Source organism: Chitinophaga oryzae, assembly GCF_012516375.2.
GTDB lineage: Bacteria > Bacteroidota > Bacteroidia > Chitinophagales > Chitinophagaceae > Chitinophaga > Chitinophaga oryzae.
Genome location: NZ_CP051204.2, coordinates 7,087,673 through 7,102,542, shown reverse-complemented (window position 1 = coordinate 7,102,542; position 14,870 = coordinate 7,087,673). Strand labels below are relative to the sequence as shown.

Sequence of the window (14,870 nt, the reverse complement as noted above, 5' to 3'; positions counted from 1 at the left end):
TTGTAAAGATTAACCATCCGTATCCATTTTGGGAACTACCTTATCATATACTGAAATAGAACTCATTCAGGGACTGCAAGCCAGGGATGAAAAGTTATTCAGTTATTTATATGACCACTACTCACCGGCGTTGTATGGGGTGGCGCTCAAAATAGTTACGGATGATGCTTCCGCGGGAGATGTGCTCCAGGAAGTATTTATAAAGATCTGGAAAAATATAGACCGATACGATCCCTCCAAAGGCCGCCTTTTTACCTGGATGCTCAATATTGCCAGGAATACCGCTATCGACAGTTTAAGGTCAAAAGCCCACAAACTTGACCAGAAAGTACAAGACGTAACCAGCGCCAATCTGATGTATGAGCCACAACTGGCCGTACACCTGTCCGTGGACCATCTCGGGTTAACAAAGGTGATTGAGGGCCTTCCAAAAGATCAGCGTGTTATCATCGATCTGGCCTATTTCAAAGGATGCACACAGGAAGAAATCGCCAAAACCCTTGATATCCCCCTGGGAACGGTGAAGACCAGAATGCGCAATGCGATTATGCAGTTGAGAATCCTATTAAAACAATTATAGCACACAGTGGATGTACAACGTTACATATCATCCGGTATCCTGGAGAGTTATGTGTTTGGGCTGCTTCCCGAAGCAGAACATAACGAGGTGGAAACAATCGTAGCACAGTATCCTCAGGTAAAAGCCGCTGTCCAGGAGTTACAGCTGGACAGGGAACGGTTTGTACAGTTGTACGCCATGGCGCCGCCAGCCGGTATCAAAGACCGCCTGCTGGATATCATCCGGGAAGAAGAAACACCCGCAGGCCATGCGTTGTTACCGGAAGAACTGCGTACACCGGCCGCGGCCAACGGTTCCCGTGAAACACCGGTGAAACGGCTCAACGGCAACAGCCGTAAATCCGGTACCGAAAGAGTCTGGAAATACATCGCTGCTGCTATTATCCTGTTGTTCCTCGGAAGCGTTATACTCAACTTCTTTTTCTTCAGCCGCTCTACAGATTATAAGAGCCGCTACCAGTCGCTGGTAGCCGCCAAAGAAAAACTGGACGCTGAAAAGGAGAGCCAGTCGCTCACCGCCAGCCGCGAAATGGAGAAAGAGCTGGACATGCTGAAAGACCCGGCCTTTAAATGGATCAAGCTGGAAGGCTTCGGCGCCAACGCCGGACAAATAGTGACGGTTTGCTGGAACCCCGTGTCCCACGCCGTTTTCCTCATTGCACAGTCTTTACCGCTGCCTCCGGCCGGTAAACAATATCAGTTATGGGCTATTCATAACAAAAAGCTGGTGGACGCCGGCGTGTTCCATGGCGGAGCACAGGTAACACAGAAAATCCAGCCGATGAAGCCGGCGGAAGCGGCAGAAGGCTTTGCCATCACTCTCGAGAACGAAGGCGGCAGCACACAGCCTACTATGGACCAGCTGCAGCTCTCAGCCAAAATACAGAAATAGTAACAGGTAACTACGGGTTGTAATTGATTAATCCGTAAATTGCCCCCGATACCTCGGAAAACCATTAGTTACACGCTCGGCACAGTTTACTCAGATTAGCAAGGTAGTTTATATTGATTTTTTTTCAGCTGCGGATGGCGCTACCTATGATGTCATGGAATGAATTCAACCAAATATAACGATCAACCAAACCTGGCTGTCTGTCTTGGATTATCATGTAACATATACAGAAGCAGAACTGGTACATGGCCTTCATGCCCGCGACCAGAAAGTATTCAGTTTCCTCTATGATCACTATTCGCCCGCTCTCTATGGCGTGATCGTAAAGGTGCTGAACGACCCCACGCAGGCTATTGACGTACTGCAGGACGTATTCCTGAAAATATGGCGTCATGCGGACCAGTACGACGAAGACAAAGGCCGCCTGTTTACCTGGATGCTGAATATCGCCCGCAATACCGCGATCGATGTACTGCGCTCCAAAGCCTACAAACTCGAACAGAAAATCCAAAATATTACGGACGACGTACATCTGAACGGTGGCCCGCTAACCGTGTACCAATCCGTAGATTACCTAGGTTTCTCCAAAGTCCTGGACAAGCTGACCAAAGAACAACGTACCCTTATCGACCTGGCTTATTATAAAGGCTGTACCCAGGAAGAAATTTCCCGGGCGCTCGATATTCCGCTGGGTACCGTGAAAACCAGACTGCGTAATGCCATCATCCAGTTAAGGAGCATTTTGAACAAATAAACCTTTTGCGTGGACGCCCAATTCATCATATCGTCCGGACTGATAGAATTGTATACTGCCGGCCTGGTCTCCGAAAAGGAAGGCCTGGAGCTGGAGGCTGCCATGCAACAATTCCCCGAAGTGGCAGCAGCAGTGGCCGCCTGCCAGCGCAACCTGGAAGAATATGTAAAGCTCCAGTCCGTATCCCCGCCGAAAAGCATTAAAATACGCCTGCTCAACCTCATTCATACAGATCCCCTCATACAGGATACAGCAACCACTGCTGATAACCTGCAATTCACTAAAACCTCCCCCATGGAACAAACCAACGTCCTGTCCGTTCCGGAAACCAAAGGTGTTTCCTGGAAATGGATCGCTGTTGCAGCCGCCGTACTGCTTATTGGCAGCGTCATCCTCAACTTTTTTTATTTCAACCGGTGGAAGGAATTCCGGGAGTACAAAGACAAATACCAGTCGCTGCTCCTCTCACAGAACTCCATCATCTCCAAAACCAATGAGTACAAGACCAGACTGGAACAACTCCAGGAATCCATGCAGGTCATGGAAGATCCGAAAGTCATGAAAGTGACCATGCCGGGTACTGCGTCCTTCCCGACGGCCATCGCAACGGTCTTCTGGAACCAGGACAACAAACAGGTATACCTGAAGGTCAACAACCTGCCGGAACCGGCCGCCGACAAACAATATCAGCTGTGGGCCATCGTAGACGGCAAACCGGTAGATATGGGCGTGTTCGAAATGGGCGATACAGCAAGCCTGCTGCAGAAAATGAAGATCACCGGCAAAGCACAAATGTTTGCCGTAACCCTGGAAAAGAAAGGCGGCGCCGCTTCTCCAACCATGGAGCAGATGTACGTAGCCGGCAAAATCCCGGGCTGATAATAACATCAACAGCCGGCAGCCCCCGCTGCCGGCCCGTATACACCACTGATCCCGGCGGAGATGACAGGGCCTTCGGCACCCCTGTTGTCTCCGCTGTTTTTTTAACGAATTCCTAACACCGGAAAGCTTACAGCTTTTCCCTAAATTGCAGCATGTCACATTTTTGGAAAAGTATAGCCGCAACCGTTGTTGCGGGATTCCTGCAACTAACACACCTGGCCGCTCAGGATACAGCCAGGTACAAAGGAATGACTGTTAACCTGGACGAAGTGATCGTAGAAGCGAAACGTATAGGCTTCGACGTTAATAGTTTTATCAAACGGGTGGAGGAAGACACCACCTTTTACCGTGCCTTTAAAAACCTGCACATAGTAGGGTTTCAGGCCGACAATGACATCCGTATCCTCGATAAAAAAGGCGGCGTACAGGCCTCCCTTAAAAGCAAAACCCGCCAGCATGTGAAAGGCCGCTGCCGTAACATGGAAGTGCTCGACCAGCAGGTGACCGGCGACTTCTACACCCGCAAGGGAGATTACAACTACTATACGGCGGAACTGTACGGCAACCTGTTCTTTACCACCGGCACCGTATGCGAAGGCAGCAGCGGCGAAAAAACCAGCGCCGGCGGCGCCATGGCCCGCCATAAAGCCCAGCTCAAACAACTCATCTTCAACCCCGGCAAACCCGTAAAAGGCGTGCCCATCGTAGGTCCGAAAGTGGCCATCTTTGATCACGATGTAATGCGGTTTTACGACTTTTCCATCAGCGCGGAAACTTATGTGGACGGCACCCCCTGCTATGTGTTTTCCGCCAAAGCCAAACCGGACCTCGGACGCATAGACCGCGGCGACGTGGTGGTAGACGAGCTGATCACCTGGTTCAACAAGGAGAATTTTGAAATAGTAGGCCGTAAATACGCCCTGTCCTACAAAACGATGCTGTTTGATTTTAATGTGAAGATGAACGTGCAGATGACCAAACAGTTCGGCCTGCTGATACCCGCACTGGTAACCTACAACGGTACCTGGGACGTGGCCTTCAAAAAGCGGGAAACAGCCGCTTTTGTCGCTAAATTCTATGATTTTAAAGCAGCGGAATAATTAATACAACACCGTCACCGTACCGGTCTTATGCACCGGTATACGGGTATATACTTCACGGTAATCCACAATCCAGACATAGGTGCCCAGGTCTGCCTGCAGGCCTTTCACGCGGCCTGTCCAGCCTATCTGCGGGTCTGTCGTGTAAAACACCCGCTCGCCCCACCGGTTGTAAATGCTGAGGGTATATTGCTCTATCGGGCACCGGTACCGCGGCCGGAAATAGTCGTTACGCCCATCGCCGTTAGGGGTAAACGCATTGGGGAAATGCACGGTGCACTCACAATCATGATAATCCACCCTTACTGAATCCACACTCTTGCCACAGGCATTCCAGGCGGTCAGGGAATAGATGCCCGGCTGCCTCGCCACGAACTGCGGAATACTGGTGCTGTCCTGCCACTTGAAAGGCGCACCGCCGGCGCCCACTACCGGTATCTGGTATACTTCATTACGGCACAACAGGGTGTCCGGCCCCAGGTTGACCCGCAATGTATCATTGAATGACACGTGGATAGTGTCCGACGATTCGCATCGCCCGATCTGCGCATGCACAAAATAGTTGCCCGGTTTGGTCACATAATAGGTAGCCTGGTCGGAGCCGTCCTGCCAGCGGTATAATCCGTTGCCGAAATCGGCGGTCAATACCAGAAAATTGCCTTTACAGATAGTAGTATCGTTGCCCAGGTTGAGTTTGCGCAGCCGGTTGAAATTCACGAAAATAGTGTCTACCACATTGCAGATATGGTTGATCTCTACCAACGCCCAGATATTGGCTTCATAGTTCACGCTGATAGAGGGTGTGGTGGCGCCGTTGCTCCATTTCCAGGCGGTAGCCTCCGGAACGGAAGGCGCCAGGGTAATGGATTCGCCCGGACAGAGCAGCGTATCGGGGCCCAGGCTGAAAGGGTAGGGCGGACCGGTAAAAGTGATGGTGATGGCATCTGTTATTTCGGCGCAGCCTTTGGGGAATACCCGCACGCTGTAAGTGCCGGTGGTCCGTACATCCTGCACGGGATCGGTGTTGCCGGTGTTCCAGAGATAGGTGCAGTTCTGCGCGGTGGCGTCGAGCTGCAGCTGCTCGCCGGAGCATAACACCAGGTCAGGGCCCAGCTCTATCTTCGGTATCGGTGTATAAAACACGTTGACGGAATCGGGAACAAGGCAGCCATTGATCTTTACTTTATAGGTGGCGGAGGTGTCTACCAGGATGTCCGGCGACGTGGAGCTGTCCTGCCACAGGTAAGTGGCGCCGGGTATCACAGGCGCGCTGAGGGTCATGGTACCGCCTTCACAAAGTGTCACGTCCTGGGGGCCCAAGTCGAAGATTACCGGTGTAACGATGGTGACAGGCTGTGTGGTAATATCCCGTACACCGCTGCGCCACGCGACCAGTGTGATGGTGTAGGTGCCTGTTTGCTGATAAACGTGAAAAGCGCCGCGTATTTTATCGGAAGAGTCTTTTTCTGCTGAAGGGGGATCTCCAAAATACCATTTCACAGAGTCGATGCCTGCCGGTTGCCGGATAACAAGGAACACACTGTCCTGCACACAAGTGGATGATACTGTAAAAGGGGTGACTGCGCTGGATTTCAGGGCGACCGGCAACAGGGCCAGCAGTAGTAAAAGGATGCGAGATAAACGGCGTGTTTGGAGGCTTCTCATGTTTGTTGACATGGTAATGGCCGCTAAGATAATCGAAATATATAAATAAATAGTAATAATTTAGCATGAAATAAAAAGCCTCCGGAGATCGGTGTCTGCGGAGGCTTTTACTATTTTAATCTTCCCATTTTTGTTGTTTGCCTTCTTCTTCCTGCAGGGGCCTTGCGGTAGTATACCGGCTCCATTTTTCCAGCACCTGGGTAAAGTCCGGTGGGAGCGGGCTTTCGAAGTACATCTGCTTGCGGGTGCGGGGGTGGATGAAGCCCAGTTGCTGGGCGTGGAGCGCATGCCGGGGCATGATCTCGAAGCAGTTTTCCACAAACTGTTTGTATTTGGCGAAGATGGTGCCTTTCAGGATGCGGTTGCCGCCGTAGGTATCGTCATTAAAAAGGGAGTGCCCGATATGTTGCATGTGTACGCGGATCTGGTGGGTACGGCCTGTTTCGAGGCGGCACTCTACCTTGGTAACGTAGTTGAAACGCTCCAGCACGCGGTAATGGGTAATGGCTTCCTTGCCATACTCGCCGTCGGGATAGGCGTCCATGATCTTGCGCAGGCGCTGGTGACGGCCAACGTGGGCTACCACAGTGCCTTCATCTTCCTCGAAGTCACCCCATACGAGCGCAATATAACGACGGTGAACGGTATGGTCGAAAAACTGTTTGGCCAGGTCGGTCATCGCTTTCTCTGATTTGGCCACTACCAGCAGGCCGGAAGTGTTTTTGTCGATACGGTGTACCAGCCCGAAGCGCGGGATCTCCGGCGTGGTCGCCTGTGTTTTGTCACCCAGGTACCAGGAAAGGCCGTTGACCAGCGTGCCGGTATAATTGCCGCAACCGGGGTGTACGACCATACCGGCGGGCTTATCGATAATCAGCACATCTTCGTCTTCGTAAACAATATTGAGGGGTATCTCCTCGGGCACCACTTCGGTGCTTTCGGGGTTTTTGTTGGAAAATACGACGATCCTGTCCAGCGGTCTGATCTTATAGTTGGCTTTAACAGGTTTGTCATTGACCAACACCATCTCCGTGTCCAGTGCATTCTGGACCTTATTGCGGGTAGCGCCTTCGATACGGGCGGTCAGGAATTTGTCGATACGGACAGGTTCCTGGCCTTTGTCCACCACCATATTGATCTTCTCATACAGTTCCTCACTGCCCTCCCCGTTTTCGAGCTCGTCTTCCAGTTCCAGCAATTCTTCTGCCATTACAGTAAATTTTGGCAAAGGTAAAATAAAATACCCGTCCTGCCCGCCCTGATACGCCTTAGCGCTTTGTTTTATATCTTTGCACCCGGGATTTTTCTCTTTAAACACGGACCACGGTGGTCCGGAAAAAAGCATAGGAGTGTAGCACTTTTCAGTATGGAAAAGCAGGAGATCATCGTCAGAGACCTTGGCAAAATAGATTATCAGGAAGCCTGGGACTACCAGGAACAACTATTGAAGGACAACGTACAACGGAAGGCCCAGGCGCCGGACCAATGGCCCAAACCAACCACCAATTACCTCCTTTTCTGTGAGCACCTGCCCGTATATACCCTCGGAAAAAGCGGCCATATGGAAAACCTGCTGCTCAGCCAGGAAGAGCTGGCGCAACAGGGGATCGGCTTTGTGCCTACCAACCGCGGCGGCGATATCACCTTCCACGGCCCCGGCCAGATTGTAGGGTATCCCATCCTCGACCTCGAAAATTTTTTCACAGATATCGGAAAATACCTGCGCTGCCTCGAAGAGGTGGTGATCCGCACCCTGGCCGAATACGGCGTTACCGGCGACCGGTCGCCCGGGGAAACCGGCGTGTGGCTGGACCCGCAGGATAAAACCAAAGCCCGTAAGATCTGCGCCATGGGCGTGCGCTGCAGCCGCTGGGTGACCATGCACGGTTTTGCGCTCAATGTGAATACGCCCATGAACTACTTCAATAACATCATTCCCTGCGGTATCGCCGACAAACAGGTGGCTTCCCTGGACCAGGAAGTCGGCCGCGAAGTACCGGTGGCTGAAGTGAAAGAGAAGCTGAAAAAACACTTTGCGGAGGTATTTGGCGCCATACTTATTTAGGGATTTTTTGATTTACGATTTTGAAATTTCAGCGACTATAACCCAGGCCGCTATTGAGAATAAAGCAAGAAGACCGAAGCGATTTTATACTCGCTTCGGTCTTCTTGCTTTATCAATTTATGAAATCTCAAAATCGTAAATCAAAAAATCTCTATATCTACATGCGGTAGTTCAGCGGAATATAAAAATTCCATTTTTCCTTCAGACGGCCGTCTTCAAACAGTTCAAAGTTGAACCAGCCGGCGTGCATGAAAATAGCCTTCTCCAGTATGAGGGACGGTCCTTTTACATGCTCTATCTCAAACAGGAAAGCGCCGTTAGGCTCATAAAATTTGACAGAATATTTTTTCTGCGGCGCATCATTCAGTTTGATGTTGATGTTACCGTCGGCGGTGGTGTAAATATAGTTGGAAGGGTGCCATACCACTTTCGGTTCTTTGTTTTCCTCGGAGGCGGGTTTGTTGGGATTGCGGGTGGCATCCTTGATATCCGCGTACTGCAGCTTCATGTCTGCCCTGATAGTGCTGTCGGGCAGGGCCAGCACGGTTTTGCTGTACATAAACCGGCCGTTGTTAAACAGGATGAAGAGGCGGTAATAGTTGGTGCCGGGCAATGGTTTATTGTCCAGGTATGCATTCCGGGTTTGAGTGGGATAGCTCGCGTAACCGATGGTATTAAAGTTCAGCACGCTGTCCAGTGAGCGCTGAATGCCGATCTCTTTCACCTCCATGAATCCGGATATCCAGTCCAGCTGGATTTTACCGGTTTTAATGGTGGCGGTGAATTCAGGCAATACCGGGGCAGTATTTCCTGCCCTTTACCTGTGAGTGCTATCGATATAAAAAGTCCAATGGCGAATGTTAAACGCGCGACCTGCTTCATACTTAAAATCCGTGATCTCTTAAAGTTGGCAAAAATACACTACCGTCCAAATATAATGAACAGTTTTTATAGGGAGAGAACGCCCGGAGGCAGGGAAAGATTGCCCTGTAGCCCGCCGGTATGTATTAATAATACTTTGCTATTGTCAGGAAAGTAGCGCTGATGGATTAATTCACGGAAAGCACGGACCAGTTTCCCGGTATAAATGATGTCGGTCGGGATGCCTGTTTCTGCAAAAAAGGTATTGATAAAATCTATAAGGTCCGGTTTCACTTTTGCGTAGCCGCCTCCATGAAAATCATGCAATAGCTGCCAGTGGCTTGTTGGGCCGGGATGCAGCAGGGCTTTCACTTCTGCTTCCAGGTAGCCTGCGCCTTTAAGCACAGGGATGCCGATGACGGTTTGTGCCGCAGCGGCGCTGTTGATAAGGCCGGCCAGGGTAGTGCCGGTCCCCACGGCGCAGAGGATATGGGTAAAATGCCCGGTGGGGAACAGGGAGAGGATCTCTTCGCAGCCACGGGCGCCGGCGGCGTTGTGCCCGCCTTCCGGTATGATGTAGGTGCCCGGGCGGTTTTCAAAGGAGATGCGGTGATGGCGGTAGGCTTCCCGGCTGACGAACTCCAGCTGCATACCCTTGTCCACAGCGGTCTGCAGCGTATGACTCAGCACAGCGGGCTGCTCGCCCCGGATGATACCCGTGCAGTGCAGTCCGGCTTCGCGGCAGGCTGCGGCAGTAGCCGCAATATGATTGGAGAAGGCGCCGCCAAAAGTCAGGATGTGTTGTTTCCCTTCGCTACGGGCCGCTTCCAGGTTGTATTTGAGCTTAAACCATTTGTTGCCGGAAATTTCCGTGTCCAGCTTATCAAGTCGTAACATCGCCGCTTCCTGGCGCGCAGGCAGCCAGGAAGCAGTGATGTTATCTAATGTGATATTGCTGGTGTTCATTGTCTCAAATTGGCCCGTTCGAATTGTCTGCGGCCCGGGCGCTGAATGCGCACCATTAGCCTTTTAACAATGCAGCCCGGTGCATGAGTACCGGGAACCGAAACGCCGGTGGTTATTCGTTCGTCAGAAAGCCGCCTTTGCCGCGGTACAGCTTCACAGGTTTGTCCAGTTTCACTTTCAGCACAGTAACATATTTATCCTGCACACTTTCCGGTACATCGATGTAAACGAGGCCGGGCACGGGGCTCCAGGATATTTTACCGACTACTTTGTGATTCAGTTTAGTGCCGTTGCCTACTACGCTGATCTCTTCAATTTTGTTGCTCAGTCCTTTGATCACGGTCTGTCCGCTGGTTTTGCCGGGCAGGAAGAGATACAGGGTGGCAGAGTCTTTGGAGAGGGTGGTAGGGCCATAGAAGTGTCCCAGGGGCAGGCCGGCGATGGTATTGAACACGGCTTCGCCGTTCTTTTTATTCCAGGCGCCCAGTTCTTTCAGAACGTTCACCTGTTCTGCCGGGATAGTACCGTCGGCTTTGGGGCCGATGTCGAGCAGGAGGTTGCCGCCGTTGGCTACAGCGTCTACGAAGATGGTGATGATCTCGAACGGTGTTTTCCAGTTGGTGTCCTGTGGCTGCCATCCCCAGTTATTGTTGATGGTCATGCAGAGTTCCCACCAGTGGTAGTGGGGGCGGGTCACCGGGAAGTTTTGTTCGGGGGTATCGTAGTCGCCATAACCCTGTAAGCGCCCGTTGATAATGGTGTTGGGATTATGGGTGGTGAGCATTTTACGCATTTTGGCGGCTTCCCATTCTTCTGCAGAGTGCTCCCAGTCGCCATCAAACCACCAGAGGTCGGGGTTGAATTTGGTCATGACTTCTTCCATCTGGCCTTCATAGAATTTCAGGAAACGTTGCCAGCGGGCGGGTTGTGTCTTGATATCATAGCGGTTGCTGTCTTTGAGGAACTGGGGATAATCAGGATAACTCCAGTCGATCAGCGAAAAATAGGCACCACATTTGATACTGTCGCGCCGCAAAGCGGTGTACAGGGGCGTGAGCACATCCCGTTTGGCAGGGGTGCTGTTAACCACGTCGAGCTTGCTGTATTTGCTGTCCCACAGCGCCACGCCGTCGTGGTGTTTGGTGGTAACGACCGCGTAACGGGCGCCGGATTCTTTGATGAGATCGGCCCACTCCTGCGGGTTGTAATTACTGGCAGTAAAGCCTTTCAGCTGCTGCATGTAATCGGGGTAGGAGATTTTTTTGTTGTGGAATGACCAGGATTCATCGATTCCTTTCACTGAGTAAATGCCCCAGTGGATGAAGATGCCGAGTTTGGCGTCGGCAAACCATTGCATTTTGTTTTTGATGTCGTCCGGATTGGTTTTCTGTTGCGCATTGGCAGTCATACAAAGCTGCATGGCACAGGCGCCCAGCACAAGTAATCTTTTCATCGTTCCGTTTAAATTAATTATTAATATATGTGTTGTCCACAAAAAGAAAGCGTGAAAATAGGTTTAATGATTATATTTAGCGCCGATATTTTCAGGCAAAACATTGAAAATTCTAAAATAATATCAGAAAAATGCAACCGACTTTATTGATTTTAGCGGCCGGTATGGCCAGTCGATATGGCAGTTTGAAGCAAATCCAGGCTTTCGGGCCCAGCGGTGAGACTATCATTGACTACTCTATTTACGATGCTATCCGTGCCGGCTTTGGCAAGATCGTATTTATTATCCGGGAGAATTTTGCCTCAGAGTTCAGAGAGATTTTTGAACCTAAGCTCAAAGGCCGTGTAGCAACGGATTACGTATTCCAGAACATGGATTCATTCACCGGCGGTTACCAGATCCCGGCAGAACGTACCAAACCCTGGGGCACTGCGCACGCCATCCTGTGTGCGAAAGACGCCATCAATGAGCCTTTTGCCGTGATCAATGCGGATGACTTTTACGGAGCGGATGCTTTCGTGAAAATGGCTGCATTTCTGAAGGGCGAGGCTAAAGCGGACATCTACAGCGTAGTAGGTTACGAGCTGGGCAAAACAGTAAGCGAGCACGGTTCCGTGTCCCGCGGCGTTTGCGCAGTGGACGGCGCCGGTTTCCTCTCTGCCATCAATGAAAGAACAAAGATTTATACTGACAATGGCCAGATCGTTTATGAAGAAGCCGATGGCAGCAAACACCCGCTGGGTGCTGATACGCCGGTTTCCATGAACTTCTGGGGCTTCCATCCCAGCGTATTTGACATGAGCCAGTCGCTGTTCAACGAGTTCCTGGAGAAAAACGGCACCAACCCGAAATCGGAGTTCTTTATTCCGATTGTGGCTGACGAATTTATCCGTCGTGGTATCGGCAAGGTAAAAGTATTGCCTACCACAGCGAAATGGTTTGGGGTTACTTACAAGGAAGATGCACCCGGTGTTCAGGCCAGTCTGTCGGAATTGGTTAAAAACGGAGCATATCCCGACAATTTATGGAAATAACACCCAACAAATTAATCCTTCAGGCTTTTGGACTGGAGCCTGAAGGATTAAACGTCCGAAGATTCGGATCAGGACACATCAACAACACTTTTCTGCTCGAAAAGAAGGAGGACGGCAGCAAATATGTTTTACAGAGAATCAATGTAAACGTATTTAAGGAACCCGGGGTAATAGCCGCCAACCAGCGAATGGCAGCCGATTATCTCGCAGCACATCATCCGGGGTATCTGTTCATTACGCCCATACCCACAGTCAGCGGGGAAGAGCTCTTTGTAATGGACAACGAATACTGGCGAATGATTCCGTTTATTGCCGGGTCCGTGACGGTAGATCAGGCAGATAACCCAAAGCAGGCATATGAAGCCGCCAAACAGTTTGGCCGCCTTGCCAGTTACCTTTCGGGCATCGACCTGAAGCCGTTTAAAGCTTCGATTCCGAACTTTCACAACCTTACCCTCCGTTACGCCGCTTTCCAGGAAGCTATCCGTAACGCCAGGGAAGACAGGAAGGCAGCAGCAGAAGAGCTGATTGACGAATTCCTCCGCTACTCCGACATCGCAGTCACCTACGAACAGCTGAAAACAAATCCCGAATTCAGGGACCATCTGATGCACCATGATACCAAAATCAACAATGTGCTGCTCAACAAAGACACATATGAAGGTATCTGCGTCTGTGACCTGGATACACTGATGCCGGGAAAAATCATCTCAGACCTCGGAGACATGGTACGCACCTACGTCTGCCCCGTTTCCGAAGAAGAACCGGATGTCAGCCAGATCGTTATCCGCGAGGCGTACTTCGAAGCCCTCATGCAGGGATACCTCGAAGAAATCGGCGGCACTTTAACCAAAGTGGAAAAAGAACAGCTCTTTTTTGCAGGAAAGTTCATGATCTACATGCAGGGGATCCGGTTCCTCACCGACTATCTCAATGGCGATGTGTATTACCCGATCAGGTACGCCCTGCACAATTTTGACCGCGCTCACAACCAGCTCGTACTGCTGAAGCGCCTCATCGAAAAACAAGACACTTTGCAGGCTATTATCAACAAATGCCTCCATGTCAGTGAACAGGTTTAGACTAGTGAACAATTAAATGAAATCTTTAAAAATCCCGGTACAGCCCTGTACCGGGATTTTTTTTGCCCATTATCCCGCTTTTCCCTGCTTTCGGGCTGACCGGAATTGTTAGTATTTGGTAACCGGTTCCGGTGGTTTGTTAGAAACGAATCAATATTCGACTTCTTTTTTTGAATATTTTCAAAAACATATAAAGGGATTAATTTTTGACGAAATATTTAGCCCTTTGTTGTTTTTTATTTTTTTCACGAATACATTTGTACTGATAGAAACAATTATCGCCTCCTTATGTGGGAAAATAAAGACAATATAAAACTTAATCACATCGTACCTCAGCTCAACTGGGCTATCACGAAGGTCGTGATTATCGTCGTTGTCATTATTAGCCACCATTTCGGAGGATAGGTACACGTGCATAATCAAAATCGATATAACGCCTTCCTCCGCAAAGAGGAAGGCTTTTTTTTTGACCACTGACTACATTTTGACGCTAATAATTCAATTTTATGTATAGCTATTACAACAACGACACCATTCTCTATCTCGACGGTGAGTATCTGAAAGCAACAGCAGCCACCACAGACCTCTTCGGTCAATCCCTCCACTACGGCTATGCCGTGTTTGAAGGCATCCGCGCTTATAAAACGGCCAGCGGAGAAGTAAAAATCTTTAAAGCCAAGGAACACTTCGACCGCCTGAAGCGCTCCTGCGAACTGATCCACATCCCTTACAACTTTGACAACGATGAGCTGATCGCCGCGAGTTACAAGGTGCTGGAGATGAACAACATGGAGGAAGCCTATATCCGCCCGCTGGTGTTCTGTCCGCCTAACATGACCCTGAAAGCAGCGAGCCAGTCCAATATACTCATCTGCGCATGGGAATGGGGCGCTTACCTCGGCGAAAAGCTCCTGCGCATCATGACTTCCTCTTTTGAAAGGCCGAACCCGAAAGCGTTCCAGATAGAATCCAAATCGGCCGGCCTGTATGTAAACTCGATACTCGCCTCCCAGGAAGCCAAACAAAAAGGATACGACGAAGCGCTGCTGCTGGATATGAATGGAAACGTTGCGGAAGGCCCGGGTGCTAACATCTTCTTTGAAAAAGACGGCAAAATCTTCACTCCTCCTCCCGGTAACATTCTCCCCGGCATTACCCGCGCCACTGTTATCGAACTTTGCCAGGAACTGCAAATCCCGCTCGAAGAAAAACTGTTCACCATCGATGAATTAAAACAGGCAGACGCCGCTTTCTTCTGCGGTACCGCTGCAGAGGTAGTAGGCCTCGAATCTATCGACGGACAAGCTTTCGCCAAACCATGGGCTTCTTCTCTCGGAAAAGTATTACAACAGGCATATAAAGCGAAAGTGCTCGAAAAAACCTTTCAACGCGAAGCACAATTAGCATAGCCTTTAGCTGTTAGTATTTTAGCTGTCAGTGCTAAATGCTGGCAGCTAAAAGCTAAAAGCTTCCCTTGGACCTTGTAAAACGAAAAATAGAGAATCATCTACAGTAAAGGATTTGAGCGTTCCAAAGG

Annotated in this window: 14 protein-coding genes; 9 read left to right on the top strand and 5 right to left on the bottom strand. The window is 50.3% G+C overall.

What is annotated here, in order from left to right; translation table 11 throughout:
• The first annotated feature begins 28 nt into the window (after window positions 1-28).
• The 5 genes from HF324_RS28040 (at window position 29) to HF324_RS28020 (ending at window position 4,207) form a co-directional block, all read left to right on the top strand.
• Window positions 29-580 carry an RNA polymerase sigma factor gene (locus HF324_RS28040; RefSeq protein WP_078667252.1) on the top strand — a complete coding sequence of 184 codons (552 nt, stop codon included), beginning with the start codon at window positions 29-31 and terminating at the stop codon, window positions 578-580.
• Between the two features lie 6 nt (window positions 581-586).
• On the top strand, window positions 587-1,471 hold the full coding sequence (locus HF324_RS28035) for an anti-sigma factor (protein WP_168806483.1): 885 nt from the start codon (window positions 587-589) through the stop codon (window positions 1,469-1,471).
• A gap of 205 nt (window positions 1,472-1,676) precedes the next feature.
• Window positions 1,677-2,225 carry an RNA polymerase sigma factor gene (locus HF324_RS28030; RefSeq protein ID WP_168806481.1) on the top strand — a complete coding sequence of 183 codons (549 nt, stop codon included), beginning with the start codon at window positions 1,677-1,679 and terminating at the stop codon, window positions 2,223-2,225.
• A 9-nt stretch (window positions 2,226-2,234) separates the two neighbouring features.
• The gene (locus tag HF324_RS28025; RefSeq protein WP_168861385.1) at window positions 2,235-3,104 is read left to right on the top strand and encodes an anti-sigma factor; all 870 of its coding nucleotides are present in this window, start codon (window positions 2,235-2,237) and stop codon (window positions 3,102-3,104) included.
• Between the two features lie 155 nt (window positions 3,105-3,259).
• On the top strand, window positions 3,260-4,207 hold the full coding sequence (locus HF324_RS28020) for an outer membrane lipoprotein-sorting protein (RefSeq protein ID WP_168806477.1): 948 nt from the start codon (window positions 3,260-3,262) through the stop codon (window positions 4,205-4,207).
• On the opposite strand, the gene HF324_RS28015 is transcribed toward HF324_RS28020, so the two are convergent.
• Both HF324_RS28015 and HF324_RS28010 read right to left on the bottom strand, forming a co-directional pair.
• Window positions 4,208-5,872 carry a T9SS type B sorting domain-containing protein gene (locus tag HF324_RS28015; protein ID WP_168861384.1) on the bottom strand — a complete coding sequence of 555 codons (1,665 nt, stop codon included), beginning with the start codon at window positions 5,870-5,872 and terminating at the stop codon, window positions 4,208-4,210.
• Between the two features lie 115 nt (window positions 5,873-5,987).
• Window positions 5,988-7,082 (bottom strand): RluA family pseudouridine synthase, encoded by a 1,095-nt coding sequence (locus HF324_RS28010; RefSeq protein WP_168806473.1) that lies wholly within the window; start codon window positions 7,080-7,082, stop codon window positions 5,988-5,990.
• A 156-nt stretch (window positions 7,083-7,238) separates the two neighbouring features.
• Between HF324_RS28010 and lipB the strand changes: the two genes are divergently transcribed.
• Window positions 7,239-7,937, top strand: coding sequence for a lipoyl(octanoyl) transferase LipB (gene lipB / locus HF324_RS28005; RefSeq protein WP_168861383.1), 699 nt, complete (start codon window positions 7,239-7,241; stop codon window positions 7,935-7,937).
• 157 nt (window positions 7,938-8,094) lie between these two features.
• On the opposite strand, the gene HF324_RS28000 is transcribed toward lipB, so the two are convergent.
• The 3 genes from HF324_RS28000 to HF324_RS27990 all read right to left on the bottom strand — a co-directional run bounded on the left by HF324_RS28000 (window position 8,095) and on the right by HF324_RS27990 (window position 11,217).
• Complete coding sequence (locus HF324_RS28000; RefSeq protein WP_168861382.1) at window positions 8,095-8,730, bottom strand: hypothetical protein; 636 nt, start codon at window positions 8,728-8,730, stop codon at window positions 8,095-8,097.
• Window positions 8,731-8,885: 155 nt separating this feature from the next.
• Window positions 8,886-9,764 (bottom strand): 1-aminocyclopropane-1-carboxylate deaminase/D-cysteine desulfhydrase, encoded by an 879-nt coding sequence (locus HF324_RS27995; RefSeq protein ID WP_168806467.1) that lies wholly within the window; start codon window positions 9,762-9,764, stop codon window positions 8,886-8,888.
• Between the two features lie 112 nt (window positions 9,765-9,876).
• Window positions 9,877-11,217 carry an alpha-L-fucosidase gene (locus tag HF324_RS27990; protein WP_168806465.1) on the bottom strand — a complete coding sequence of 447 codons (1,341 nt, stop codon included), beginning with the start codon at window positions 11,215-11,217 and terminating at the stop codon, window positions 9,877-9,879.
• A 131-nt stretch (window positions 11,218-11,348) separates the two neighbouring features.
• Here HF324_RS27990 and HF324_RS27985 point away from each other — a divergent pair, with 131 nt between their 5' ends.
• From HF324_RS27985 to HF324_RS27975, 3 genes are all read left to right on the top strand, one after another.
• Window positions 11,349-12,251, top strand: a complete 903-nt coding sequence (locus HF324_RS27985; protein ID WP_168806463.1) for a nucleotidyltransferase family protein — start codon at window positions 11,349-11,351, stop codon at window positions 12,249-12,251.
• Window positions 12,242-13,333 (top strand): phosphotransferase enzyme family protein, encoded by a 1,092-nt coding sequence (locus tag HF324_RS27980; RefSeq protein ID WP_168806461.1) that lies wholly within the window; start codon window positions 12,242-12,244, stop codon window positions 13,331-13,333. Before HF324_RS27985 ends, HF324_RS27980 begins: the two co-directional genes overlap by 10 nt.
• Window positions 13,334-13,839: 506 nt before the next feature.
• Window positions 13,840-14,742: a branched-chain amino acid transaminase gene (locus tag HF324_RS27975; RefSeq protein WP_168806459.1), complete on the top strand. Its 903-nt coding sequence runs from the start codon at window positions 13,840-13,842 to the stop codon at window positions 14,740-14,742.
• Window positions 14,743-14,870 lie beyond the last annotated feature (128 nt).

Excerpts from the sequence above, each read along its gene's own strand:
- lipB (WP_168861383.1), top strand. The coding sequence starts at position 7,239 with ATGGAAAAGCAGGAGATCATCGTCAGAGACCTTGGCAAAATAGATTAT.
- HF324_RS27985 (WP_168806463.1), top strand. The coding sequence starts at position 11,349 with ATGCAACCGACTTTATTGATTTTAGCGGCCGGTATGGCCAGTCGATAT.
- HF324_RS28010 (WP_168806473.1), bottom strand. The coding sequence starts at position 7,082 with ATGGCAGAAGAATTGCTGGAACTGGAAGACGAGCTCGAAAACGGGGAG.
- HF324_RS27975 (WP_168806459.1), top strand. The coding sequence starts at position 13,840 with ATGTATAGCTATTACAACAACGACACCATTCTCTATCTCGACGGTGAG.
- HF324_RS28020 (WP_168806477.1), top strand. The coding sequence starts at position 3,260 with ATGTCACATTTTTGGAAAAGTATAGCCGCAACCGTTGTTGCGGGATTC.
- HF324_RS27990 (WP_168806465.1), bottom strand. The coding sequence starts at position 11,217 with ATGAAAAGATTACTTGTGCTGGGCGCCTGTGCCATGCAGCTTTGTATG.
- HF324_RS28015 (WP_168861384.1), bottom strand. The coding sequence starts at position 5,872 with ATGAGAAGCCTCCAAACACGCCGTTTATCTCGCATCCTTTTACTACTG.
- HF324_RS27995 (WP_168806467.1), bottom strand. The coding sequence starts at position 9,764 with ATGAACACCAGCAATATCACATTAGATAACATCACTGCTTCCTGGCTG.
- HF324_RS27980 (WP_168806461.1), top strand. The coding sequence starts at position 12,242 with ATGGAAATAACACCCAACAAATTAATCCTTCAGGCTTTTGGACTGGAG.